The following is a 25528-nucleotide window of genomic DNA, read 5'->3' on the forward strand; positions in this document are numbered from 1 at the left end:
TCGCCATCTGAGAAAACGCAAAAGGCAGCCCATGGGCTGCCTTTTTTGCATCCGTCGCCCGCGCTCAGCCGAGCTGGAACAGCAGCGGCCAGCCCTGCTCCTGGCAATAGCGGTGCTCCTTCTCCAGATTCTGCATCAGCAATTTGTTCTCCTCGCACCAGTCGAGCGGCAAGGTCACCACCAGCTGATCGCCTTGCGCCGCGACCTTCCACTCGGGCAGCAGGTTGTCCTGACGCCTGTGGTGGGCGGCCACCGCGAGGCGCAGGATGCGGATGCAGCGCAGCACCGTCTGCTCGTCGTGGTTGGGCAGGGCGGGTAGCTCGGAGAGTTTGAGCCCCTTGCGCTGGAAGCGCACCAGGGCCGCCAGCAGGGCCTGATCGTCCTGGTTGAAGCCGGGCAGATCGGTGTGCTGCAGGATATAGGCGGAGTGGCGGTGGATGCCGCTGTAGTTGATGGCAAGGCCAATCTCGTGCAGCCGCGCCGCCCAGCCGAGGATGGCGCGATAGGGCTCTACCGGCAGTTGCCATGGCACCTGCAGGGCATCAAACAGGGTCAGCACGCTCTGTTCCACCCGGGCGGCTTGCTTTCGGTCCAGCCGGTAGTGGGTGCCGAGGGCCTGGGCGGTGCGCTCGCGAATGTCGTGGTGCTGCAGCCGCTCCTCGAACTCATACAGCAAGCCTTCGCGCAGGGCTCCGTCGGAGTACTCCATCCGTTCGATGGGCAGGGAGGTGAAGAGCCCGATCAGGATGGCGACCGCGGCGGCAAACACCTCCTGGCGCTCTTCGGTGAGGCCGGCCAGTTTGAGATCGCCGACCCGCTTGTGGGCCAGCATCTCCCGTTTGAGCTGCTCCAGCCCGGCGAGCGTGATGCTGCCGTCGGTCCAGCCCTCACCCTGCAGGACATCGCGCACGGTGCGGATCGAGCCCGAACTGCCGAGGCAGCTCTGCCAGCCCAGCTTGCGGTACTGGTTGATGATGGGGGCGAGCTGGTGCTGGGCCTCCAGCACGGCGCCGTTGAAGGCTTTTTCGCCGAGCTTGCCGTTGGCAAAGAAGCTCTGGGTGAAGCTGACGCAGCCCATCTTGCGGCTGGTGAGCGCCTTGTGTTCGAACCCCTCGCCGATGATGAGCTCGGTGCTGCCGCCGCCGATGTCCACTACCAGCACCTGTCCCTCGATGTGCTGGGTATGGGCGACCCCCTGATAGATGAGACGCGCCTCCTCCTGGCCGCTGATGATCTCGATGGGGTGGTTGAGCACCTTGGCCGCCTCGCTCACAAACTCGCGGGCATTGCTGGCGCGGCGCAACGTGTAGGTGCCGGCGATGCGGATCTGATCCGGATTGATGTTGGTGAGCCGCTCGGCAAAGATCGACAGGCAGGCGAGGCCGCGGGCCATCGCCTCCGGGCTCATCCGCTTGTGGGCATCCATCCCTTCGGCCAGACGCACCCGCTCCTTGATGCGATCGACGATGCGAAAGCGCCCCTCGCTGAGATGGGCGATCACCATGTGAAAGCTGTTCGAGCCGAGATCGACGGCGGCGTACAGGCTATTGTCCATTGTTTGACTCTATGCGTTTGAGGTAGTCGTAAATCGCGACCTGGGAGCGAATTTTGCGGCGGTTGCCCCGCTTCACGTATTCGTTCTTCTGGTCGGCATCGATGACCCGTGCCTTGCAGGTGTCACTCAGTTGTAGCTCGAGAATATCCAGGATGCGCTGCTTGAGGCGCTCGTCGTAGATGGGGGTGCCCACCTCGATGCGACCGTCAATGTTGCGGCTCATCCAGTCGGCGCTGGAGATATAGAGCTGGGGGTTGCCCCGGTTGTGGAACACCATCACCCGCGGATGTTCGAGGAAGCGGTCGATGATGCTGATGACCCGGATGTTGTCGCTAAGACCCGGCACCCCGGGGCGCAGGGCGCACATGCCGCGGATGATCATCTGGATGGGCACCCCGGCCTGGCCGGCGGCGTAGAGCCGGTTGATGAGATCCCTGTCCACCAGGTTGTTGATCTTGAGGGTGATGCCGCTTGGCTGCCCCGCCTTGGCGTTGGTGAGCTCGTTGTCGATGAGCCGATAGAGCTGGCGCCGGCTGTTGATGGGGGAGACCAGCAGGTGGTTGAACTTGTAGCGCCGGTAGGGGTACTCGATGTATTCGAACACGCTCTCCACCTCGGCGGTGATGTCCGGGTGGCGGGTCAGCAGGGAGAAGTCGGTGTAGATCTTGGCGGTCTTCTCGTTGAAGTTGCCGGTGCCGATGTGGGCATAGCGCACCGCTTCGCCATGTTCGTGGCGGGTGATGAGGCAGAGCTTGGAGTGGATCTTGAGGCTTGGCACCCCGAACACCACCTTGACCCCCGCATTGGTCAGGATATTGGCCCAGTCGATGTTGGCCGCCTCGTCGAAGCGGGCGCGCAGCTCTACCACCACGGTCACCTTCTTGCCGTTGTTGGCGGCATCGATCAGGGAGTGGATGATGCGCGACTTCTTGGCCACCCGGTAGATATTGATGCGAATGGCGCTCACCGCCGGATCGAAGGCCGCCTGGCGCACCAGCTCGGTGAAGTGGTGGAACTTGTGGTACGGGTAGTAGAGCAGTATGTCCTGCTTGGTGATGGCGTCGAAGGCGTTGACGAAACCGTCGAAGTCGCGGCAATCGAGCGCCGGCAGCTTGGGGTTCTCCAGATAGTCCCGACCCACGTTGGGGAAGCCGATGAAATCCTTGAAGTTGTGGTAGCGCCCGCCCGGCATGATGGCGTCGTAGGAGCTGATCTGCAGCTTGAGCTTCAAGAAGCTTATCATGGCCGCCGGCATCTCCCGCTCGTAGACGAAGCGCACCGGCATGGCGGTGAGGCGCTGTTTCAAGCCATCACTCATCTTGTCCACCAGGCTGAGGTCGAGCTGGTCGGAGAGGTCATACTCGGCATCCCGGGTCAGCTTGACCGCGTAGGCGGCAATCTCGTCGTAATCGAAGAAGCCCTTGAAGATCTCGTCCAGACAGAAGCGGATGACGTTGTCCAGGATGATGATCTGCTTCTTGCGGCGGGTGCCCTCCGGCGGCAGCTGGAAGAAGCGGGGCAGATCGTCGGTCGGCACCTCCACCAGGGCGTACTGGATCACCTGGCCGTTCTTCTTCATCTCGATGGCCAGGTAGGTGTACTCGTCTTTCAGGAATTTGACCGGGTTGACCTCCTTGTTGAGCAGGATCGGGATGATGTGGCGCAGCACCTTCTCCTTGAAGAAGACCCGCAGCCACTGCTGGATGGATTCGGAGAGCTGGTTCTCGTTGACCAGAAAGATGTTGTGGCGGGCCAGCGCGATCAGCAGCTCCTTGTAGGTGTTGTCGAACGCCTCGCCGAGCGCCATCACCTTCTGCTGGATGGCCCGCAGCAACACCTTGGCCTCGTCGTCGCCGCCGTGCACCTCGTTGATCAGGATGCGGCGCTTGACGTCCGACACCCGTACCTTGAAGAACTCGTCCTGGTTGGAGGAGAAGATCCCCAGAAAACGGACCCGCTCGATGAGCGGGACCGTCTTGTCCATCGCCTCTTGCAACACCCGTTCATTGAATGAGAGCCAACTCAGCTCCTTCTCTTCATACTGCTTGTCGGTGCTCATGTGATGCCTCTGTGGTCAGGTCGCGTCTGCGCGGCAGTTATGGCGTGGAAATATGACAGATTGATGACCATCCGCTCAGTCGATGAAGGCCTGGTCGATGTCGACCACCAGATCGTCGGAGAGGGACTCCAGCGCACTGATGAGATCCCCCAGTTCGAGCCGGGGCGGCAGCGCCACCAGGGCGTGGGCGTAGAAGAGCGGGGCGCCGGAATGGGGGGCGGGCTCGCAGCCGGTGGTGAGGTCGGCCACGTTGACGTTGAGCTGGCGCAAGATGCTGGCCACCTCGTGGACGATGCCGGCCCGGTCGTTGCCGGTGACGCTGACCATCACCTGCCGCTCCGGCTCCTGGCTGAGCTGGCCTTCGGCGAAGCTGACGGTGAGGCCGGGCAGCATCGCCAGCGCCTCGCACAGGCTGCGGTAGTGCTCGTCAGGCACGCTCACGTGCAGGATGCCGGCAAACTGTCCCGCCAGCTCGCTCATGGAGCTGGCCAGCCAGTTGCCCTGCTGGTGGCTGATGACGTCCGCCAGACTCTCGACGATACCGGGCTTGTCTGCGCCGATCACGGTCACGACCAATTGCTTTTGCATCCTGCTCTCCTTGGAATTGGGTTTCTCCAGCATTGTGCCTGCTGTCACAGGCCATATGAAGCCCCGCCGGCAGCAAAAATGGCGAAAAAGCGCGGCGAAGAGGGGGCTGACGCCATTTCTGCACTGCCTGCGCCCGCAGCTGCGTGGTAGAGTGATGCCCCTGTTTTGTATTGTGAAACTAGCTGGCTCTGGTGAGCGGGATGTGCGCGTATGAATAGCCTTGTCGTATCGGGATTGGTGTTGTTGGTGCTGCTTCTGCTGGCGATCTTCTGGAGCAGGGGCAAGAAGGGCAAGGCGCTGCCCTATGAGCTGCAGGAGACCCTGTTCAGCCCGGCGGAGCGCTCCTTCCTCGGTGTGCTGGATCTGGCGGTGGGCGACCAGGCTCGGGTCTTTGCCAAGGTGCGGGTGGCCGATGTGCTGACGCCGGAGGCGGGGATGGGCAAGAGCAAGTGGCAGCAGGCTTTCAACAAGATCAGCGCCAAGCACGTGGACTATCTGCTCTGCCACCCCTCGGATCTCTCCTTCATCTGCGCCATCGAGCTCGATGACAGCTCCCACCGCCATCAGAAGCGCAAGGCGCGGGATAGCTTCCTCAAGGCCGCCTTTGACAGTGCCGGTCTGCCGCTGCTGCAGATCCCGGCTAGCAGCCACTATCAGGTCGAGGAGCTGCGCGAACAGATCCTGCCGCTGCTGAACCGCAGCACGGATCTGCCGCAAGAGGATCTGCTGCCGGGCGAGCGCCGCGAACCCACCTTCAGCCCTCTGCAGCTGGACAGGGTCGAGGTGGAAGAGCCCCACCATGGTGGCCGAGCCCCGGCTGTGGCCCCCATCAAGGCCATCGTATCGCCACGCAGTGCGCCGCTGCCGGCGGCCGACGCCGAGCTGGTGGACAATCTGTTTGCCGAGGTGGAAGAGGACGAAGACGAGGCTCCCCATCAAGTGCCGCACTGCCCCCGTTGCGATGCGCCGTTGGTGGAGCGGGAAGCCAAGAAGGGACCCCATGCCGGCCGCCTGTTCCTGGCCTGCAGCCGCTTCCCCGAGTGCCGTTACGCCGCGCCCCACACTCACGCCCGCCATTGACCATCCTGCCTGCTTGCGGCCCGCTACGGGCCGCAAGCAGGCGCTCTCGCTCCTGTTCCTCTCATCCTCTTGTTTGCCTGCGGCCTGCCCGCGTTACCCCAAAAAAAGTGTCGACAAAATTTATCTTGTGGCGCCGTTGGGTCGATAAACTTAGGTGAAATGCGACAAATTTTGACAATGCGTCGGAATTTTGGCACTTTGTGCATCCTGCATAAAGTGCGTGGTTTGACCACATAAGCACAATAAAACAATAAGTTACGTCGAGAATAGAGGGATGGATATGATGGCAATGGGAGTGTTGATTGTTGACGCCGATGCGCAGCGGCGCCAACAGTTGGGGACAGTTCTCTCGTTCATGGGGATCCCCTGGCAGGAGGTTGCCGAGGGTGATCTGGAGGTTGCCATCGAGTCATCCGGCCCGCTGCAGGGGGTACTGACCGGTGCCCTCAATGGCCGGCCGCTGGGCGAGCTGCTGACCGGTTTTCCCCGGGTGCCTTTCCTGTCGCTGGTGGAAGCCGACTTCCCCAACAGCAACTTCATCGGGGTGGCCGAGTCTCCCTTCACCTACGAATCCCTGACCCGCCATCTGCACTTTTGCCAGGCCTTCGTCTCCCTCCACCCCCGTCAGCAGACCCATGACAAGGGGCAGGCGCTGCTGCGCCTGCTGGTGGGCAAGGGCAAGGGGATCCAGGAGGTGCGCCGGCTCATCAGCCAGGTGGCCGAGACCGATGCCAACGTGCTGATCCTCGGCGAATCGGGTACCGGCAAGGAGGTGGTGGCGCGCGCCATCCATGAACTCTCGGCCCGAAGCGCGGGCCCCTTCGTGCCCATCAACTGCGGTGCCATTCCGGCCGAGCTGCTCGAGAGCGAGCTGTTCGGCCACGAGAAGGGGGCCTTCACCGGCGCCATCGCCGCCCGGCGCGGCCGCTTCGAGCTGGCCCAGGGGGGCACCCTGTTTCTCGACGAGATCGGCGACATGCCGCTGCCGATGCAGGTCAAGCTGCTGCGGGTGCTGCAGGAGCGGATGTTTGATCGGGTCGGCGGTGGCAAGCCCATTCAGGCGGACGTGCGCATCATCGCAGCCACTCACCGGGATCTGGAGGCGATGATCCGCACCCAGGTCTTCCGTGAAGATCTCTACTATCGCCTCAACGTCTTCCCCATCGAGACTCCGCCGCTGCGGGATCGGGCCGACGACATCCCGCTGTTGCTGCAGGAGCTGCTCAATCGCCACGCCGAGCTGCACCAGGGGATGATCCGCCTGACCCAGCGCGCCATGGAGTCCCTGATGCAGTACCCCTGGCCGGGCAACGTGCGCGAGCTCTCCAACCTGCTGGAGCGGCTGCTCATCCTCTACCCGCAGCAGATCGTCGATGTGGCCGACCTGCCGAGCCGCTATCGGCTGCTGCCCTGCGAGCCGCGGGACGAGCGGCTGACCGAGATGGACGAGCGCGATGCGCTGGCCGCGGTGTTCCAGGATCCGCCCGAGCTGGATCTGCCCGCCAGCCACGCCCGCGCCATGCAACTGCCGGAGGAGGGGGTCAACCTCAAGGAGATGCTGGCTGACCTGGAAGTGGAGCTGATCCGCCAGGCGCTGGAGTCCCAGGACGGGGTGGTTGCCCGCGCCGCCGACCTGCTCGGCATGCGCCGTACCACCCTGGTGGAGAAGATGAAAAAATACGGAATGAGCAAGGAAGCATAAGGGTCAAAGCCTTGACGCCTGGCTTCAAGGCTTTGATTTAAAGTATAAATTTTAGTGGCATGGAAATTGAATAAGCTGACTCAGTCGCTAGTTTGAGGTCAGCTTTATGACAGCCCAGCCGCAAGAAACCCCGCTCCAGTCTCACGAGGTGAGCCAGCTTTACGCCATCTTCACGGCGCTGCCCACCGGTGTCTTGCTGCTCGACGGCGAGGGCCGGATCACCCGCGCCAACCCGGCCGCCAAGGCGCTGCTGGGGGAGCCGCTGGAAGGGCAGGCCTGGCGCCAGATCATCGACCGCTGCTTTCAGCCCCGCGAGGATGACGGCCACGAGATCTCCCTGCGCGATGGGCGCCGGGTCCAGCTCTCGACCCAGCCGCTGCCGGATCAGCCGGGCCAGCTGGTGTTCATCAACGATCTGACCGAAACCCGCCAGCTGCAAGACCGCATCAACCACATGAAGCGGTTGTCGGCCCTTGGCAACATGGCCGCCTCGCTGGCCCACCAGATCCGCACGCCGCTCTCCGCCGCCATGCTCTATGCCGCCAACCTGGCCAACCGCACCCTCAAGCCCGAATCCCGCAGCCAGTTCCAGCAAAAGCTGATGGCACGCCTGCAGGATCTCGAGAAGCAGATCAACGACATCCTGTTGTTTGCCCGCAACGGCGACAACCAGGTGGTGACCCCCACCTCGGTACAGGGACTGCTGGCCGAAGTGCAGGCGGGTGCCGAAGCCTTCTGCGCCCAGCAGGGCTGCGAGCTGCACATGGAGGCGCCGGAGCCCGATCTCTGCCTGCTGGCCAACAACAGTGCGCTGGCGGGGGCAGTCAACAACCTTATCGCCAACGCCCAGCAGGCGGGGGCAACCTCCTTGCTGGTGAGCGCGGTGCGCAGCGGCGCCCGGGTGGAGCTGCGCATCCTCGACAACGGCAAGGGGATGCCCGCCCACCTGCTCAGCCAGATCTTCGAACCCTTCTTTACCACCCGCTCCCAGGGCACAGGCCTTGGGCTGGCGGTGGTGCAATCCGTCGTCCGTGCCCATCAGGGGGAGGTCAGCGTGGCCTCAGTCCCCGGCGAGGGCACCTGTTTTACCCTGTCGTTCCCCCTGCATCAGCAGGCGGTGCAGTTAGGAGGTGTCGCATGAGACATGTTGGGCGTCAGCGCCATCCGGCAGGGATCAATATCAATGCGGCCAGGCTGGCTGTGGTGGGAGGTGTAGCATGACTCAGGCCCGGATCCTGGTAGTGGAAGATGACAATGGCCTGCGCGAAGCGCTGATGGATACCCTGTTGCTCGGCGGCTATGAGTGCCGCGAGGTGGACAGCGGCGAGCGGGCCCTGCTGGCCCTGTCGCGCCAGAGCTTCGACATGGTGATCTCGGATATCCAGATGGGGGGGATGGACGGCCTGACCCTGCTGGCCAATATCCGCCAGCAATATTCCCAGGTGCCGGTGCTCCTGATGACCGCCTACGCCAACATCGACGGTGCGGTGCGTGCCATGCGCGAAGGCGCCATCGACTATCTGGCCAAGCCCTTCTCCCCCGAGGTATTGCTCAATCAGGTCAGTCGTTATGTGCCGGCCCAGAAGGTGGAGAAACGGGCCGTGGTTTACGGCGATCCAAAGACTGCCGAGCTGTTCCAGCTGGCGACCCGGGTGGCCAGAAGCGAGGCCACCGTGATGGTGACCGGCCCGAGCGGGACCGGTAAAGAGGTGCTGGCCCGCTACATCCACGACAACTCCAGCCGCGCCGAGCAGACCTTCGTCGCCATCAACTGCGCTGCCATTCCGGAAAACATGCTGGAGGCGACCCTGTTCGGTTACGAGAAGGGGGCCTTTACCGGCGCCGTGCAGGGGTGCCCCGGCAAGTTCGAACAGGCGCAGGGGGGGACCCTGTTGCTCGATGAGATCACCGAGATGGATCTGGGGCTGCAGGCCAAGCTGCTGCGGGTGCTGCAGGAGAAAGAGGTGGAGCGGCTCGGCAGTCGCAAGCTGATCCCGCTCGATGTGAGGGTCATCGCCACCAGCAACCGGGATCTGAAAAAAGCGGTGCAGGATGGCCTGTTTCGCGAGGATCTCTACTATCGCCTCAATGTCTTCCCGCTGCGCTGGACGGCGCTATGGGAGCGCCCCGGCGACATACTGCCGCTGGCGGAACACCTGCTGGCGCTGCATGCTGGTCAGCAGGGACTGCCGACGCCGCAACTGACGGAGGCGGCCCGCGAACGGCTGCTGGCTCACCCCTGGCCCGGCAACGTGCGCGAGCTCGACAACGTGGTGCAGCGCGCCCTTATTCTGAGCCCCGACGGCCTCATCGGCTGCGAGCACCTCATTCTGGAAGAGGTGGAGGAAGAGGAGATCCGCCTGGTCAGCAACGAGCGCAGCAGCGGCAGCGAACACCTGGGCAGCGAGCTCAAGCAGCAGGAGCACCAGATCATTCTCGACACCCTGCAGGATTGCAACGGCAGCCGCAAGGCGGTGGCCGACCGGCTCGGCATCAGCCCGCGCACCCTGCGCTACAAGCTGGCCCAGATGCGCGAGGCGGGGATCGACCTGCCGGCCTGAGGCCATTCCGGGCCCGACCAGGGGCCGCAGTGCGGGAGGCATCATGGTCTTGCCGGCCCGCCTCGATTATCATGGGGCCTCGGCGTTATGAGCCCGATTCCTGCCTGTATCGCAGCACAGGGGTCGGCGCCTTTATAAGGGACCCCTATGATCTCTCATCGAAAACTGGAAAGCGTACTCAACCATCTGCTCGAACCCCACGCCATCAAGGATTACTGCCCCAATGGCCTGCAGGTGGAGGGGCGTGAGCGCATTCGCAAGGTGGTGACCGGCGTGACCGCCAGTCAGGCTCTGATCGACGCGGCCGTGGCTGCCGGGGCCGATGCCATCCTGGTCCATCACGGCTACTTCTGGAGCGGCGAGCCGGCCCAGATCACCGGCATGAAACAGCGCCGCATCAAGACCCTGCTGACCCACGACATCAACCTGTTTGCCTATCACCTGCCGCTGGACGTGCACCCCGAGGTGGGCAACAACGCCCAGCTGGCCCAGTTGCTGGGCATCAAGGTGCGCCGTGGCCTCGAGCCCTGGAACAGCAAGAGCGTCGCCATGGTGGGCAAGCTGGAAGAGCCCATGAGCGGCGCCGATTTTGCCAAGCTGATTGCCGAGCGCCTCGGCCGTGAACCGCTCCATTGTGGCGACAGCGGCCCCGAGCTTATCCGCTCGGTGGCCTGGTGCACCGGTGGCGGCCAGAGCTACATCAATCTGGCGGCGGAGCAGGGCATCGATGCCTTCATCTCTGGCGAGGCCTCCGAGCAGACCATCCACACCGCCCGCGAGATGGGCATGCACTTCTACGCTGCCGGTCACCACGCCACCGAGCGTTACGGTGTCAAGGCGCTGGGGGAGTGGCTGGCGACGGTGCACGGGCTGGATGTCACCTTTATCGATATCGACAATCCGGTCTAGGTTCGTTTAGCCGCGTAGCGGGGTAATCGGACCTGACTGCAGCAAGTGCGCTGGTAGATAGAAATGACAAGGGAGGCCGAAGCCTCCCTTGTTCTATTTTGCATGTTGCGGTTAACCGTTACTCGCTGGCATAACCCGCGGGGCCGAGCAGAGCGCCGTCGAGCAGGGCGGCCCCCTCCAGCATCTGCAGCCTGCCTTCACAGAACCACTGCACCACCAGCGGGTAGATGCTGTGCTCCTGCACCTGCACCCGGGCCGCCACCTCCTCGGCTGTGTCCCCTTCGAAGATGGGAACGCGCGCCTGCAGGATCACCGGGCCGCCGTCGAGCTCTTCGGTGACGAAGTGGACGCTGGCGCCGTGTTCGTCGTCACCGGCGTCGATGGCGCGCTGATGGGTGTGCAGCCCTTGGTACTTGGGCAGCAGGGAGGGGTGGATGTTGACCATCCGCCCGGCAAAGTGCCGCACCAGGTCGGCACTCAGGATCCGCATAAACCCGGCCAGCACCACCAGGTCGGGCTGATAGTCGTTCATCAGCGCCAGCAGGGCGGCGTCATACTCCTCCCGACTGGCAAACTGCTGCTGGGCGAGGATGGCGGTGGCCACCCCCGCCTCTTTGGCACGTACCAGACCATAGGCATCGGCCTTGTTGCTGATGACACCGACCACCTCACCGGCAATCTTGCCGTCGGCACAGCCGTCGAGGATGGTCTGCAGGTTGCTGCCGTTGCCGGAGATCAGCACCAGGATGCGTTTCATAGGGGAGGTCATTTGGCTGTTGATCCGGTCATTCATTGAATGATGACCTGCTCCTCACCATCGGCCGCCTTGGCGATATGGCCGATATGCCAGGCGTTCTCGCCTTCCGCCTTGAGCAGGGTCAGCGCTTTTTCCAGCTGATCCGCCGGCAGGGCGATGATCATGCCGACGCCGCAGTTGAAGGTGCGGTACATCTCGTGGCGGGTGACGTTGCCGGCCTCTTGCAGCCAGCTGAACACCGCCGGCCACTGCCAGCTCTGCTCGTCGATCACCGCTTGGGTGTTGGCGGGCAGCACGCGCGGGATGTTTTCCCAGAAGCCGCCACCGGTGATGTGGGAGAGGGCGTGGATCTCGCACTCCTTGATGAGCTTGAGCACGGGTTTCACGTAGATGCGGGTCGGCTCCAGCAGGGCATTGGCCAGGGTGGTATCACCCAGTGGCTGCTGCACGTCGGCCTTGGAGACTTCCAGGATCTTGCGAATGAGGGAGAAGCCGTTGGAGTGGGGGCCGCTGGCGGCCAGGGCGATCAGGGCATCCCCTTCGCCGACCTTGCTGCCGTCGATGATCTCGCTCTTCTCCACCACACCGACGCAGAAACCGGCGATGTCGTAGTCTTCCCCTTCATACATGCCCGGCATCTCGGCGGTTTCGCCGCCTACCAGGGCGCAGCCGGACTGCTCGCAGCCGGCACCGATGCCGGTGACCACGGCCGCGGCGGTGTCCACGTCCAGCTTGCCGGTGGCATAGTAATCGAGGAAGAAGAGGGGCTCGGCGCCCTGCACGATCAGGTCATTGACGCACATGGCCACCAGATCGATGCCCACGGTGTCGTGCTTCTTCAGGTTGATGGCGAGGCGCAGCTTGGTGCCCACCCCGTCGGTGCCGGAGACCAGCACCGGCTCCTTGTAGCCCGCAGGGATTTGACACAAGGCCCCAAAGCCGCCAAGACCACCAAGGACTTCAGGACGACGAGTGCGCTTTGACACGCCCTTGATACGTTCAACCAGTGCATTGCCGGCATCGATATCCACGCCAGCATCCTTGTAGCTCAGTGAGGTTTTGTCAGTCACGCGTATTCCCCGTCATATAAAGAAGTGGAGGGTAAAATTCGGGGCGTATTCTAACAGTGGCGGTGAAAAACCAGAAAGGAAATCGTTTGCGCGTTTTTGCGCGGAAATGCTCTACAAGCGGCGGCTTTTGTTGTATGATTCCGCGATTTTTTTGCGGCAGTTAGAGGAGATAATAATGAAAGTCGTTGAAGTCAAACACCCCCTGGTCAAGCACAAGATCGGTCTGATGCGTGAAGGCGATATCAGCACCAAGCGTTTCCGTGAACTGGCCAAGGAAGTGGGCAGTTTGTTGACCTACGAAGCGACCTCTGACTTCGAAACCGAGAAGGTTACCATCGATGGCTGGAACGGGCCAGTGGAAGTTGACCAGATCAAGGGCAAGAAGGTCACCGTGGTGCCCATCCTGCGTGCCGGTCTGGGCATGATGGACGGCGTGCTGGAGCACATGCCGAGCGCCCGCGTCAGCGTGGTCGGTATCTACCGCGACGAAGAGACCCTGCAGCCGGTTCCCTACTTCGAGAAGATTGTCAGCAACATCGAAGAACGTCTGGCGCTGGTCATCGACCCCATGCTGGCCACCGGCGGCTCCATGATCGCCACCATCGACCTGCTCAAGAAGAAGGGCTGCCAGTCCATCAAGGTGCTGGTGCTGGTTGCCGCGCCGGAAGGCATCAAGGCGCTGGAAGCCGCTCACCCGGACGTGGAGCTGTTCTGCGCCTCCATCGACCAGGGCCTGAACGAGAAGGGCTACATTGTCCCGGGTCTGGGCGACGCCGGCGACAAGATCTTCGGCACCAAGTAAGCCTCGCTCGCCTCATCGCGTGCCTGCAGGCGCGCAAATGGAGCCGGCACCTCGCCGGCTCCGCTGTTTCTCCCGCCCCTGGCTTGCTGCCATGCGCGCCTTGCCGCTACCATAAGCACCATCTCCCATTTCGAGACTTTTCTCATGCTCAAACGTGTTGTGACCGCCCTCTGCTGCGGCTTGTCATTCATGGTGTCGGCCGCTCAGGTGACCGATCTCTATCAGGGCAAGGCCCCCACCAGCGGCGACATGGCGGCAGCCCAGTCCCAGGCTCTGGGCGAGGTGCTGATCAAGGTGACCGGCAAGCGCGACATCCTGACCCAGCCGGCGGTGGTCAAGGCGCTGGCGGCCCCCGGTGCGTTCGTGCAGCACTACGGTTATCAGGACGTGGGGCCGGTGAAGTTTCTCAAGGCCGATTTCGACGTGACCAAGGTCAATGCCCTGGTGGCCGAGAGCAAGTTCGCCCTGCTGGGCCCGGCCCGGCCGCAAGTGGCCATCTGGCTGGTGATCAATGAAGGGGAGCGGCGCATTCTGCCGGATCAGTCCAGCGATGGCTGGGCCGTCGCCCTGCGTACCCAGGCCCAGGCGATGGGGCTGCCGGTCAGCATTCCGCTGATGGACTTGGACGACAACATGGCGGTCAATGCCACCGACGTCTGGGGCCGTTTCGCCGATCCCATCCTCAAGGCGAGCCAGCGTTACGGTGCCGAGATGGTGGTGCTGGGCAAGCTCACCCCTGAAGGTGACAAGTGGAGCATCGACTGGGGTCTCTACGGGCCCAAGGCCGGCGGTGAGCTGAGCGAACTGACCAGAGGCGAGGGTTCTGGCACCCAGGCCGAGGTGGCGCAGACGTTCGCCGATGCCCTGGCAGGCTGGCTGGTGCAGAACTACGGGGCGCGCATCTCCGGTGTTGCCTCCAGCCAGACACTGGTGGTGGAGGGGTTGTCAGGCATCGACGGCATGATCACGGTGCAGAAAATGCTGCAGGGGATGGCCAGCGTCACCAAGGTGGAGATTGGCAAACTGGAGGGGGACAAGGTGACCTTCAACCTGAGCCTGCAGGGGGACAAGGCCGAGCTCATCCGCGGGCTGCAGCTGGAGAGCCGGTTGCGCCAGCTGGCGGATACCCCAGAGGGGCTGAGCTATCAGTGGTCGCAGCCCTGATCCTGGCCGAGGATCCTGACCGTTCGGCTGTGAGGCATGGGCGCTCTCCTGCCAGGGCTTGAGCGCGCCGGCCAAGGAGTAGCCGTTCCCGTTAGCAATGGTCGCAGCCTGGATCCTTTATGAGGATCCACACCGCCCGGCATCGTCCGGGCGGTTCTCTATCCGCCTTCGCGATGATACACTTGCCCGCAAATGTCACAGTCAAAGCCCAACGAGTGAAGCAACCGGCCCAACTGTCTTTAGCCGTACAACTACCGGATGATGAAACCTTCGTCAGTTTTTATCCCGGCAACAATGCTCATCTGATCACCGCCCTCAAGAATGCGGCCATTGGTCAGGGTTCGCCTTTCCTCTATTTCTGGGGGGCCAAGGGATCGGGCCGCTCCCATCTGCTGCACGCCACCTGCGCCGAGGTCAATGCTCGCGACGCTGCCGCCGCCTATCTCTCCCTCGATCAGTTCGAACAGCTGGATCCCAGCATGCTCGACGCCCTCGAAAGCCTGCCGCTGGTCTGCCTCGACAGCCTGGAGGCTATCGCTGGCAATGCCCTGTGGGAGCGCGCCCTGTTCGACTTTTACAATCGTTGGAAGGAGAAGGGCGAGGGGACCCTGGTGGTGACCGGTTGCAGCGCGCCGCGCAAACTGGGGCTGCAGCTGCCGGATCTCGCCTCCCGTCTCGATTGGGGGGTGAGCTTCCACCTCGACGAGCTGGACGATGAGGGCAAGCTCAGTGCCCTGCAGCTGCGTGCCGAGCTGCGGGGCTTCAAACTGCCCATCGACGTGGGCCGCTTCCTGCTCAACCGTCTCTCGCGCGATATGCGTACCCTGCTCACCACCCTCAATCAGCTCGACAACGCCTCTTTTCGTGCCAAGCGCAAGCTGACCATCCCCTTTGTTAAAGAGATCCTCGAGCTCTGAGTCCTTCGGGTGTGCTTGAGCGTGAGCGACGCCTAAGCAATGAATAAAAAGAAAAGAAACCCCGGCCAGTGGCCGGGGTTTTGCTATCTCAAGGACTCTCTCAAAGAGTTCTGCCTAATCAGTGGAACTGATCTTCTTCAGTCGAGCCAGTCAGCGCGGTCACCGAGGATTGGCCGCCCTGGATGACGGTGGTCACCTTGTCGAAGTAACCGGTGCCCACCTCCTGCTGGTGCGCCACGAAGGTGTAGCCCCGCTCGGCGGCGGCGAACTCGGGTTGCTGCACCATCTCGACATAGTGCTTCATCCCTTCGCCACGGGCGTACTGGTAGGCCAGCTCGTACATGTGGAACCACATGTTGTGGATCCCTGCCAGGGTGATGAACTGGTACTTGTAACCCATGTCGGACAGCTCCTGCTGGAAGCGGGCGATGGTGGCATCGTCCAGGTTCTTCTTCCAGTTGAAGCTCGGGGAGCAGTTGTAGGCCAGGATGCGATCCGGGAACTGGGCCTTGATCGCTTCGGCAAACTTGCGCGCCTCGTCCAGATCCGGCTTGGCGGTTTCGCACCACACCATGTCGGCGTAGGGGGCGTAGGCCAGACCGCGGGCGATGGCCTGATCGATGCCGGCACGCACCTTGTAGAAGCCTTCGGCGGTGCGCTCACCAGTCAGGAAGTCCGCATCGTAAGGATCCGCATCCGTGGTCAGCAGGTCTGCCGCGTTGGCGTCGGTACGGGCGATCACCAGGGTGCTGGTGCCGCACACGTCGGCCGCCAGACGAGCCGCGACGAGCTTCTGCACCGCTTCCTGGGTCGGAACCAGCACCTTGCCGCCCATATGGCCGCATTTTTTCACCGAGGCCAGCTGATCTTCGAAGTGCACGCCGGCGGCACCTGCCTCGATCATCCCCTTCATCAGTTCGAAGGCGTTCAGCACGCCGCCGAAGCCGGCTTCCGCATCCGCGACGATGGGCAGGAAGTAGTCGATGAAACCCTCGTCTTGCGGTCCGACCTTGTTGGCCCACTGGATCTGGTCGGCACGGGCGAAGGAGTTGTTGATGCGCTCCACCACCGACGGCACCGAGTTGGCCGGATAGAGGGACTGATCCGGATACATGGTGGAGGAGAGGTTGTTGTCTGCCGCTACCTGCCAGCCGGAGAGGTAAATTGCCTCGATCCCCGCCTTGGCCTGTTGCACCGCCTGGCCGCCGGTCAGGGCGCCGAGACAGTTGACGTAGCCCTTCTTGGCGCCGCCGTGGATCAGCTCCCACAGCTTGTCGGCGCCACGTTGGGCCAGGGTGTGCTGCGGCTGCAGGCTGCCGCGCAGGTTGACCACGTCCTCGGCGCTGTAGCCACGCTTGATCCCTTTCCAGCGGGGGTTCTGTGCCCAGTCTTTCTCGATAGCCTGGATCTGTTGCTCACGGGTCAGTGCCATATCAGTTCCCTCTTTCATTGATTTCACGTTTCCATTGACTTGTTATTGGCGAGCTCCTTGCGGAGCCCGTGATTCAGAGCCGCTCGTAACCGGGCAGCGTCAGAAAATCGATCAGGGTATCGGCGCAGGTGATCTCTTCCATCAGGGCGCTCGCCTCGGCGAAACGACCCGACTGCCAGCGGGCTTCGCCCACCTCGCGTTTGACCACCTCCTGCTCCTCGGCCAGCATCTGGCGGAACAGATCCTTGGTCACCACCTGGCCGTTGGAGAGGCTCTTGCCGTGGCGGATCCATTGCCAGATGGAGGTGCGGGAGATCTCGGCGGTAGCCGCATCTTCCATCAGACCGTAGATAGGCACGCAGCCGTTGCCATTGATCCAGGCCTCCAGGTATTGCAGAGCGACCCGGATGTTGGTGCGCATGCCTGCCTCGGTGCGCTCGCCCTCGCAGGGTGCCAGCAGGTCGGCGGCTGTGATGGGGGCATCCTGCTCGCGCAGCACGCCGATCTGGTTCTTGGCGCCGGCCGGGATGGTGGCGTTGAACACGGCCATGGCGGTGTCGGCCAGGCCCGGGTGGGCCACCCAGGTACCATCGTGGCCGTTGTCGGCTTCACGCTGTTTGTCGGCATGTACCTTGGCGAAGACCTGCTCGTTGACGGCGGCATCCTTGGCCGGAATGAAGGCGGCCATGCCCCCCATCGCCAGCGCGCCGCGCTTGTGACAGGTCTTGATCAGCAGCCGCGAGTAGGCGGAGAGGAACGGCTTGTCCATGGTCACCACCTGGCGGTCCGGCAGGACGCGATCCGGGTGATTCTTCAGGGTCTTGATATAGCTGAAGATGTAGTCCCAGCGGCCGCAGTTGAGGGCCACGATGTGATCCTTCATCTGATAGAGCAGCTCATCCATCTCGAACACCGCTGGCAGGGTTTCGATCAGCACGGTGGCCTTGATGGTGCCGCGGGGCAGGCCGAACTTGTCTTCGGTCCAGGCGAACACCTCGCTCCACCAGCGCCCTTCCAGGTGGCTCTGCAGCTTGGGTACGTAGAAGTAGGGGCCGGATCCCTTGGCCAGCAGCGCCTTGTGGTTGTGCAGGAAGTAGAGGGCGAAGTCGAACAAGCCGCCGGGAATGGGGGCTCCATCAAAGGTGACGTGTTTTTCCGGCAGGTGCAGACCGCGTACCCGGCAGATGAGCACCGCAGGATCGGCATTGAGGGTATAGGATTTCCCCTCCGGGCTCTGGTAGGCAATGGTGCCATTGACCGCATCGCGCAGGTTGATCTGCCCCTCGATCACTTTGTTCCAGGCGGGGGCCAGTGAATCTTCGAAGTCCGCCATGAACACCTTGACGTTGGCGTTGAGGGCGTTGATCACCATCTTGCGCTCGACCGGGCCGGTGATCTCCACACGGCGATCCTGCAGGTCGGCGGGAATGCCGCGCACCGTCCAGTCGCCGGCGCGGATGTGGGCGGTCTCAGGCAGGAAGTCCGGCAGCTCGCCGCCATCGATACGGGCCTGGCGTGCCACACGTTGTTTCAACAATTCGTCCCGTTGGGGAGCAAAGCGTTCCACCAGTTCGGATACCAGGGCCACCGCGTCCGGCGTCAGAATTTGCGCGTAATCGGGATGCATTTCGCCCTGGATGCGCAGACGGGCGCTACAGTGGGTCTGGGCCGGTGCCGACATAGTGTTCACTCCTTTGAGAATTACATTTTGAACTAATTAACTACGACTAAAGTCGATCCCTGTTTTTCAATCTTCCCGTAACAACGGGGTAACACGATTCATAAGGTGCGAAATATTGCTCTATTCGTCAACAGCTTTTTTAAAACACCTGTTTTGGTCATGATGTTAACTATATGTTTTAAATGAGTTTGTTTGATTAGCGCAAAAACTCTATGCAGATGGTTATGCTCTTGTTTTCCACCCCTTTGCGGCGGCCCCATATCGGGGGGAGAACAGTCGATGGGATGTAACTTATTACGTAATAAAATTACAAATGCAAAAACAAATCCCGACCTCACTCCAAGCTTTCAAAAAACGTCCGTATGAAATGCGTTTGAGCAACCCAGCAAGCGCTTGGTGCCTTCTGGCATTGGCTGGAGAACGGTTGTTTAAAACTTAAGTCGCTCAATGGGACCAAATGGGGTCCGGTGGCAGCCGAGTGAGAAAGTGATGGGCAATAACGTAGGTTTGTATCACCTCAGGGGATGGCGTGTGCAGGTGAGGGGAGGAACGCTGGTAGCAGATATGACTGCCGCTATTTCGTTACGCAGGATATTGTTTTTATTTGTATCAGCGGGCCATCCTGGCCCTCAAAGGAGGTATCAAGGGGAGATGATCCCGAGTGTCACGACCCTGATCTCCCGTGACAGGAAGGGTTGACGCCAGGGTTGACGGTTCAGTAGTCATCGTCCGGCGCCGCCAGATCGACGATGTCGAGCCGTACGACGGGGCCATGCTCGGCCACATACTGGTTGGCTCCGGTTTCGGTGGCCGGCTGGGGCAGGGGAGAGTGTTCGGGTTGTGTTTCAACTGCTTGCGTCATGGGTGCTTGCCTCACTGGATTGCAAGCCGGTTGGTGACTCCATCACCCGGGTTTCCACCTCCCTGTACGAAATGCCGGCGGAAAAGTCGCGTATCCTAGCGATACTCTCGAAAGGTTTCAAGCGGTTCTGAATAAAATCCGTACCGCAACTGACTGGTGACTCTTTGAAGGAGAGGGCGTGACACGAGAGGCTAACGGAGAGCGGCGGGTGAAGATCGGGATGACGGGCAAAAAAATAGCCCAGTCGCTGGACTGGGCTATTTTCGGGGAATGATGGTCGGCGTGAGAGGATTTGAACCTCCGACCCCTGACACCCCATGACAGTGCGCTACCTGGCTGCGCTACACGCCGACAAGGTCAGTCTGTGCTGACGGGGAGGAAGTCTAATGTTCCGCACCTTTGGACGCAACTCCTTTTTTATCATAGAGATGCTGACTGCTTCTTTATTGCTCAGCACAGATGGAACTTGGGGGCGCCAGCGGGATTTGGCATAATCGCCGCCCCGCCGTTGGCATGGATGGCGGGACTCCTGCCATAGAGAGCGGTGGCAAGGGGCCGTGATACCGTCTTTCGCCGACAGCATGATCTGTCGTCATCAACCAGTCAGAGAGGAGCAGGGCGTGAAACCATCGGACGTTGCAGCACAGGCGAGCCAGCACGAGCAGGACGAACGCTGGATGCGCCATGCCATGGCGCTGGCCGCCAGGGCCGAGGGGATCGGCGAGATCCCGGTGGGCGCCGTGCTGGTGCTGGGGGAGGAGATCGTCGCAGAGGGCTGGAACCGTTCCATCAGCGAGCACGATGCCTGCGCCCATGCCGAGGTGATGGCGCTCCGGGCTGCCGGCGAGCGGCTGCAAAATTACCGTCTGCTCGACACCACCCTCTATGTGACCCTGGAGCCCTGCTGCATGTGTGCCGGTGCCCTGATCCACAGCCGGGTCAAGCGGGTGGTCTATGGCGCGCGGGACTTGAAGACCGGGGCAGCCGGCTCAGTGTTCGAGATCCTGCAGGACCCGCGTCACAATCACAGGGTCGAGCTGACCGGCGGCGTGCTGGCAGAGGCCTGCTCGGCCCAGCTGTCGGATTTCTTCAGGCGTCGCCGCGCCGAGAAAAAGGCCGCCAGATTGGCACTGCAACAAACCCCGGCCGCCGACGATTGAGGCGCATCAGCGCAAGCGGTGCGCTCCCGCGGCGCTTGCGCTACATTTTTAACTTTATAAAACAGTTGGTTGTCATCTTCTCCATGGCATCTTTGATGCCGCTTTCTTGCCTGCAAATAAGCCCGGTTCACGGGACCTTCATGTAACAAAACTGTCATGCAACCGCCATATAATGCCGCCAAGCCTAGCTCACATTGAGGTTTTGCATGTCATCGGAATCGTTGCACCTGGTTATGGCGGGGAGCAGAAAGCGCCGTATCAAGGATAAGTTGGCCAAGTACGGGGTGACCACGGGCGGAGCCCTGGTACTGGTCGCCCTGTTGCTTATTTTCTTCTATCTGCTCTATGTGGTGAAACCCATCTTCAATGGCGCCTCCATGGAGCCGACCGCATCGTTTACCCTGCCCATTCAGGGCAAGACCGCCTGGCTCGGAGTGGAGGAGCAGAACGAGATCGGCTATCGCTTCAGCGACCAGGGCCAGGTCAACTTCTTTGCCGTCCAGAATGATGGCAAGGTCAAGGTGGGCCAGTCGCTCGGTCAGGCACAGGTAAAGGGTGACATCACCGCCGTCGCGCCACCGTCGCCGGGCCAGAAGCTGATGGCCTACGGTTTTGCCGACGGCAAGGCCCAGGTGGTGCAGCCCGCTTTCAAGGTCTCCTATCCCAACGACGTGCGGGTCATCGAACCCAGTCTGCAGTACCCCTTCGGCGAAGAGCCGGTCGTGGTGGACCCTGCGGGCAAGGCGCTGTCGCTGATGGTATTTGAAGCCACCAAGGACAAGATGGCCACCGCGGCCGTGACCGCCGATGGTCGCGGCGTCATGATGGTGATGAGCGGTGAGGAGAACTTCCTCTCCGGCGAAGTCGAGTGGAGCGCCCAGAACTACAGCATCCCCTCCCTGCCGCGCCACGTGGATCAGATGTTGCTGACCCCCAACCTGCGCATCCTGTTCGTGCGCGAGGGCAATCGCCTCTCGGTCTACGACATTCACAACCTGAACGACATCTCCCTGCGCAACGTGCTGGAGATCAATGCCCCCGATGCCAACGTGACCCGGGTCGAGCTGCTGTCTGGTGCCTCTTCCCTACTGGTGGGCAACGACAATGGCGTCATCTCCCAGTGGTTCGAAGTGGCCCGGGACGGCAAGCGCCAGTTCACCCAGATCCGCGACTTCAAGGGCGATGGCGCCGTGGCGCAGCTGACCCCCGAACATTTTCGCAAGGGCTTCATCAGTGCCGACAAGAGTGGCACCATCAGCTTCTTCCACGCCACCGGCGAAACCAAGTTGCTGAGTGAGAAGGTGGAGGGCGGTCCGCTGGCGGCGCTGGCCATCTCCCCCCGTCACAACGTGCTGCTGATGCAGCAGGGGGACGCCTTCAAGCTGTTTGCGGTGGAGAACGAGCACCCCGAGGTGACCTGGTCGGCGCTCTGGCAACAGGTGTGGTATGAAGGCTACCCCGAGCCCCAGTACGTGTGGCAGTCCACCTCCGCCAGCAACGACTTCGAGGCCAAGCTGAGCCTGGTGCCGCTGGTGTTCGGCACCCTCAAGGCCTCCTTCTATGCCATGGTGTTTGCAGTGCCGCTCGGCGTCGCCGGCGCCATCTACACCGCCTACTTCATGTCGGCGGGGCTGCGCAAATACGTCAAGCCGACGGTGGAGATCATGGCGGCCCTGCCGACCGTTATCCTCGGCTTCCTGGCGGGTCTGTGGCTCGCTCCCATCATCGAGGGGGCGCTGCCCGGCGTGGTGCTGCTGCTGATCCTGCTGCCGATGGGGATGCTGTTGACCGCCCTGGTGTGGAACTACCTGCCGGAGCGCGGCAAGGCCTGGTTGCCGGAGGGGTGGCACGCCATCCTGCTGATCCCGGTGCTGCTGCTGATTGGCTGGGGCGCTTTCGCGGTGAGCCCGCTCATCGAGAACGCCTTCATGCACGGTGACTCGCGCATCTGGCTGACTCACGACATGGGCATCAAGTTTGACCAGCGCAACTCCCTGGTGGTCGGCATCGCCATGGGCTTTGCGGTCATTCCCACCATCTTCTCCATCGCCGAAGACGCGGTATTCTCGGTTCCCAAGCACCTCACCCAGGGCTCCCTGGCCCTCGGTGCCACACCGTGGCAGACCCTGAGCCGGGTGGTGATCCTCACCGCCAGCCCGGGCATCTTCTCGGCGGTGATGATGGGCCTTGGCCGCGCCGTGGGCGAGACCATGATAGTGCTGATGGCCACCGGCAATACCCCCATCATGGACTTCTCCATGTTCCAGGGGCTGCGCACTCTGGCCGCCAACATCGCGGTGGAGATGCCGGAATCGGAAGTGGGCAGCTCTCACTATCGGGTACTGTTCCTCGCCGCCTTCGTGCTGTTCGTGTTCACCTTCTTGTTCAATACCCTGGCCGAGTTCATCCGTCAGCGGTTGCGTGAAAAATACAGCTCCCTGTGATGGGCTGCTCTGTAAGGATCGAGGAATCGACAATGGGTAAGTGGTTTAAATCGGGGGCCCCCTGGATCTGGATGACCGGCGGCGCCGTCAGCCTGAGTCTGGTAGCGGTACTGGGTCTGCTGCTGCTGATCGGCTGGCGTGGTCTGGTCTACTTCTGGCCCCACCCCATCTATGAGTGGCAATTGGAAGACGCCCAGGGCAACAAGAGCGTGCTGATCGGCGAAATCAACGACCGCGAGCTGGTGCCGGTCGAGCGGCTGCGGGCCGCCGGCCTGCCGCTGGCAGGGGAGGAGCGCGAGCTGCTGACCCGCTATCTGGTCAAGACCGGCAACCGCGAGTTCGTCGACCTGGACTTCCGCTGGGTGCTGGAGACCGACATCAAGTCCCAGAGCCTGCCGGCGGAGCTGGCCATGGTGGAGCGTGCCACCAACGGCAACTTCTACGGCTATATCGTCGCGGTGAAAGAGGATGGCCGCGAGCTCACTTCGGATCTGCATCCCGCCCTGCAGCGGGTGCTGGCGCGGGCCAACGGCCTCTCAAGCCAAGCCGACGATCTGCAAAAAGGGGACATCGGCAGCATCAACTATCAACTGGAGCGGCTGCGCCTCAAAGAGCGCAAGGCCGAGCTGGACGACAAGCTGACCGATCAGCTTAAAGCCGAGCTGGCGAGCGAGCGTCAGGCCCTCAACGATCGTTATCAGGTGCTGGAGAAGGAGCTCTTCTCTCTGCGTGCCCAGGCAGACAGAGACAGCATCACGGTCAAGGACATGCGTGGCGAACTGGTGACCATGCCCATGTCCAAGGTGCTGGACGTGGTGTGGCCCAACGACATGAGCCTGCCGGCCAAGGTGGGTTACTGGTTCCACCAGATCGGCAAGTTTGTCTCCGACGATCCGCGCGAGGCCAACACCGAGGGCGGGGTGTTCCCGGCCATCTTCGGCACCGTCTTCATGGTGTTCCTGATGGCGATCATCGTGACTCCGCTGGGGGTTATCGCAGCGGTCTACCTGCATGAATACGCGGGCAAGAACAGCCTGACCAAGATCATTCGCATCGCGGTGATCAACCTGGCGGGCGTGCCCTCCATCGTGTACGGCGTGTTCGGTCTGGGCTTCTTCGTCTACACCCTCGGTGGTTCGCTGGACCAGCTGTTCTATCCGGAAGCGCTGCCGAGCCCGACCTTCGGCTCCCCCGGCGTCATCTGGTCTGCGCTGACCCTGGCCATCCTGACCCTGCCGGTGGTGATCGTCTCCACCGAAGAGGGGCTGGCCCGGATCCCGAGCACCATCCGCCAGGGGTCCCTCGCGCTGGGGGCTACCCAGGCCGAGACCCTGTGGCGCATCGTGCTGCCCATGGCAAGCCCGGCCATCATGACCGGCCTCATCCTGGCCATCGCCCGCGCGGCCGGTGAAGTGGCGCCGCTGATGCTGGTGGGGGTGGTGAAACTGGCGCCGACCCTGCCGATGGACGGCAACTTCCCGTACCTGCACGTGGAGCGCAAGTTCATGCACCTGGGCTTCCACATCTATGACGTCGGCTTCCAGAGCCCCAACGTCGAGGCGGCGCGTCCCCTGGTCTACGCCACCTCCTTCCTGCTGGTGACGGTGATCGTCGGCCTCAACCTGACGGCCATCGGTATCCGCAACCACTTGCGTGAGAAATTCCGGTCGCTGGAGCATTGATAGGCCAGCCACTACAGAGACGGGCAGGGAACAGGGTTTCCTGCCAGCCAAGCGTTCCGGCCGCGGGCCCTGAAAGTGCCCGCCGCCATCGACAGATTTTGAGGTAACAGATGATCAACGTAACGACCGCAGCGACCCAGCATACCGCGACCGACCTGCTCAACCTGAGCCCGGAGCAGACCGCGCTGGAGGTGAAGGATCTCAACCTGTACTACGGCAACAAGCAGGCGTTGTTCAACGTCAACATGAAGATCCCCAAGGGCCAGGTCACCGCCTTTATCGGCCCCTCCGGCTGCGGCAAGTCCACCCTGCTGCGCTGCATCAACCGGATGAACGACCTGGTGGAGATCTGCCGCATCGAGGGCGAAATTCAGCTGCACGGCCACAACATCTACGACAAGAGCGTCGATGTCTCCGCTCTGCGCCGTCAGGTGGGCATGGTGTTCCAGCGCCCCAACCCCTTCCCCAAGTCCATCTACGAGAACGTGGTCTATGGCCTGCGCCTGCAGGGCATCAACGACAGACGCACCCTGGACGAGGCGGCCGAGCGCTCCCTGCGCGGCGCGGCCCTGTGGGACGAGGTGAAGGATCGCCTGCACGACAACGCCTTCGGCCTCTCCGGTGGTCAGCAGCAGCGTCTGGTGATTGCCCGCGCCATTGCCATCGAGCCGGAAGTGCTGCTGCTCGATGAACCCACCTCGGCGCTCGACCCCATCTCCACCCTCACCATCGAGGAGCTGATCAACGAGCTCAAGAGCCAGTTCACCGTGGTGATCGTGACCCACAACATGCAGCAGGCGGCGCGGGTGTCGGATCAGACCGCCTTCATGTACATGGGCGAGCTCATCGAGTACTCGGACACCAACACCATCTTCACCACCCCGGCCAAGAAGAAGACCGAAGACTACATCACCGGTCGTTACGGCTAAGGGATGCTGGTGATGGAGATGAGCAAGATGAGCATCAACAAACAGATTACCCGTCAGTTCAACGACTAGGGCGTGTTGGTGCAACAAGGGTTATGGGGATGAGCAAGATGAGCATCAACAAACAGATTACCCGTCAGTTCAACGACTAGGGCATACTCGGAGCATCAAGGATTA

At 62.2% G+C, this 25528-nt stretch carries 20 protein-coding genes and 1 tRNA gene; 12 read left to right on the forward strand and 9 right to left on the reverse strand.

What is annotated here, in order from left to right:
* Nucleotides 1-64: 64 nt before the first annotated feature.
* From ppx to PG897_RS15385, 3 genes are all read right to left on the reverse strand, one after another.
* Nucleotides 65-1555, reverse strand: a complete 1491-nt coding sequence (gene ppx / locus PG897_RS15375; protein WP_139397919.1) for an exopolyphosphatase — start codon at nucleotides 1553-1555, stop codon at nucleotides 65-67.
* A complete protein-coding gene (gene ppk1, locus PG897_RS15380; protein ID WP_005302754.1) occupies nucleotides 1545-3614 on the reverse strand; it encodes a polyphosphate kinase 1 in 2070 nt (689 codons plus the stop codon). Before ppk1 ends, ppx begins: the two co-directional genes overlap by 11 nt.
* A 75-nt stretch (nucleotides 3615-3689) precedes the next feature.
* Nucleotides 3690-4202 carry a glycine cleavage system protein R gene (locus tag PG897_RS15385; RefSeq protein WP_005302753.1) on the reverse strand — a complete coding sequence of 171 codons (513 nt, stop codon included), beginning with the start codon at nucleotides 4200-4202 and terminating at the stop codon, nucleotides 3690-3692.
* Between the two features lie 210 nt (nucleotides 4203-4412).
* Between PG897_RS15385 and PG897_RS15390 the strand changes: the two genes are divergently transcribed.
* The 5 genes from PG897_RS15390 to PG897_RS15410 all read left to right on the forward strand — a co-directional run bounded on the left by PG897_RS15390 (nucleotide 4413) and on the right by PG897_RS15410 (nucleotide 10454).
* Complete coding sequence (locus PG897_RS15390) at nucleotides 4413-5282, forward strand: DUF2726 domain-containing protein (RefSeq protein WP_041203635.1); 870 nt, start codon at nucleotides 4413-4415, stop codon at nucleotides 5280-5282.
* Nucleotides 5283-5562: 280 nt separating this feature from the next.
* Complete coding sequence (locus tag PG897_RS15395) at nucleotides 5563-6984, forward strand: sigma-54 dependent transcriptional regulator (RefSeq protein ID WP_005302751.1); 1422 nt, start codon at nucleotides 5563-5565, stop codon at nucleotides 6982-6984.
* A gap of 106 nt (nucleotides 6985-7090) precedes the next feature.
* The gene (locus tag PG897_RS15400; protein WP_005302750.1) at nucleotides 7091-8125 is read left to right on the forward strand and encodes a sensor histidine kinase; all 1035 of its coding nucleotides are present in this window, start codon (nucleotides 7091-7093) and stop codon (nucleotides 8123-8125) included.
* Nucleotides 8126-8201: 76 nt separating this feature from the next.
* The gene (locus PG897_RS15405) at nucleotides 8202-9545 is read left to right on the forward strand and encodes a sigma-54-dependent transcriptional regulator (protein ID WP_201883886.1); all 1344 of its coding nucleotides are present in this window, start codon (nucleotides 8202-8204) and stop codon (nucleotides 9543-9545) included.
* 147 nt (nucleotides 9546-9692) lie between these two features.
* Entirely contained in the window at nucleotides 9693-10454 is a 762-nt protein-coding gene (locus PG897_RS15410; protein ID WP_043169692.1) for a Nif3-like dinuclear metal center hexameric protein, read from the forward strand.
* A gap of 118 nt (nucleotides 10455-10572) precedes the next feature.
* Here PG897_RS15410 and purN read toward each other — a convergent pair whose 3' ends face one another.
* Nucleotides 10573-11211 (reverse strand): phosphoribosylglycinamide formyltransferase, encoded by a 639-nt coding sequence (gene purN, locus PG897_RS15415; RefSeq protein WP_043169690.1) that lies wholly within the window; start codon nucleotides 11209-11211, stop codon nucleotides 10573-10575.
* 32 nt (nucleotides 11212-11243) lie between these two features.
* Nucleotides 11244-12281 (reverse strand): phosphoribosylformylglycinamidine cyclo-ligase, encoded by a 1038-nt coding sequence (gene purM, locus PG897_RS15420; protein WP_043169688.1) that lies wholly within the window; start codon nucleotides 12279-12281, stop codon nucleotides 11244-11246.
* A 175-nt stretch (nucleotides 12282-12456) separates the two neighbouring features.
* Here purM and upp point away from each other — a divergent pair, with 175 nt between their 5' ends.
* From upp to hda, 3 genes are all read left to right on the forward strand, one after another.
* Nucleotides 12457-13083, forward strand: coding sequence for a uracil phosphoribosyltransferase (upp, locus tag PG897_RS15425; protein WP_005302745.1), 627 nt, complete (start codon nucleotides 12457-12459; stop codon nucleotides 13081-13083).
* Nucleotides 13084-13227: 144 nt separating this feature from the next.
* Nucleotides 13228-14247: a DUF2066 domain-containing protein gene (locus tag PG897_RS15430; RefSeq protein WP_043169686.1), complete on the forward strand. Its 1020-nt coding sequence runs from the start codon at nucleotides 13228-13230 to the stop codon at nucleotides 14245-14247.
* Nucleotides 14248-14462: 215 nt separating this feature from the next.
* Nucleotides 14463-15164 (forward strand): DnaA inactivator Hda, encoded by a 702-nt coding sequence (gene hda, locus PG897_RS15435; RefSeq protein ID WP_010633474.1) that lies wholly within the window; start codon nucleotides 14463-14465, stop codon nucleotides 15162-15164.
* Nucleotides 15165-15282: 118 nt separating this feature from the next.
* Here the strand turns inward: hda and aceA are convergent, their stop codons facing one another.
* The 4 genes from aceA to PG897_RS15455 form a co-directional block, all read right to left on the reverse strand.
* The gene (gene aceA / locus PG897_RS15440; protein ID WP_005302742.1) at nucleotides 15283-16596 is read right to left on the reverse strand and encodes an isocitrate lyase; all 1314 of its coding nucleotides are present in this window, start codon (nucleotides 16594-16596) and stop codon (nucleotides 15283-15285) included.
* Nucleotides 16597-16669: 73 nt separating this feature from the next.
* The gene (gene aceB / locus PG897_RS15445; RefSeq protein ID WP_005302741.1) at nucleotides 16670-18277 is read right to left on the reverse strand and encodes a malate synthase A; all 1608 of its coding nucleotides are present in this window, start codon (nucleotides 18275-18277) and stop codon (nucleotides 16670-16672) included.
* A gap of 715 nt (nucleotides 18278-18992) precedes the next feature.
* Nucleotides 18993-19139 (reverse strand): hypothetical protein, encoded by a 147-nt coding sequence (locus PG897_RS15450; protein WP_005302740.1) that lies wholly within the window; start codon nucleotides 19137-19139, stop codon nucleotides 18993-18995.
* Between the two features lie 274 nt (nucleotides 19140-19413).
* Nucleotides 19414-19490 (reverse strand) — tRNA-Pro (locus tag PG897_RS15455).
* Between the two features lie 269 nt (nucleotides 19491-19759).
* Here PG897_RS15455 and tadA point away from each other — a divergent pair.
* The 4 genes from tadA (at nucleotide 19760) to pstB (ending at nucleotide 25354) form a co-directional block, all read left to right on the forward strand.
* Nucleotides 19760-20299, forward strand: a complete 540-nt coding sequence (tadA, locus tag PG897_RS15460; protein ID WP_017783968.1) for a tRNA adenosine(34) deaminase TadA — start codon at nucleotides 19760-19762, stop codon at nucleotides 20297-20299.
* A 206-nt stretch (nucleotides 20300-20505) separates the two neighbouring features.
* Nucleotides 20506-22743 (forward strand): ABC transporter permease subunit, encoded by a 2238-nt coding sequence (locus PG897_RS15465; protein ID WP_043169684.1) that lies wholly within the window; start codon nucleotides 20506-20508, stop codon nucleotides 22741-22743.
* Nucleotides 22744-22775: 32 nt separating this feature from the next.
* Nucleotides 22776-24425, forward strand: coding sequence for a phosphate ABC transporter permease PstA (gene pstA / locus PG897_RS15470; RefSeq protein WP_017778548.1), 1650 nt, complete (start codon nucleotides 22776-22778; stop codon nucleotides 24423-24425).
* Between the two features lie 110 nt (nucleotides 24426-24535).
* Nucleotides 24536-25354 carry a phosphate ABC transporter ATP-binding protein PstB gene (pstB, locus tag PG897_RS15475; protein WP_005302736.1) on the forward strand — a complete coding sequence of 273 codons (819 nt, stop codon included), beginning with the start codon at nucleotides 24536-24538 and terminating at the stop codon, nucleotides 25352-25354.
* The last annotated feature ends 174 nt before the right edge of the window (nucleotides 25355-25528 follow it).

It is taken from the genome of Aeromonas sp. QDB20 (assembly GCF_027707805.1).
Classification (GTDB): domain Bacteria; phylum Pseudomonadota; class Gammaproteobacteria; order Enterobacterales; family Aeromonadaceae; genus Aeromonas; species Aeromonas dhakensis.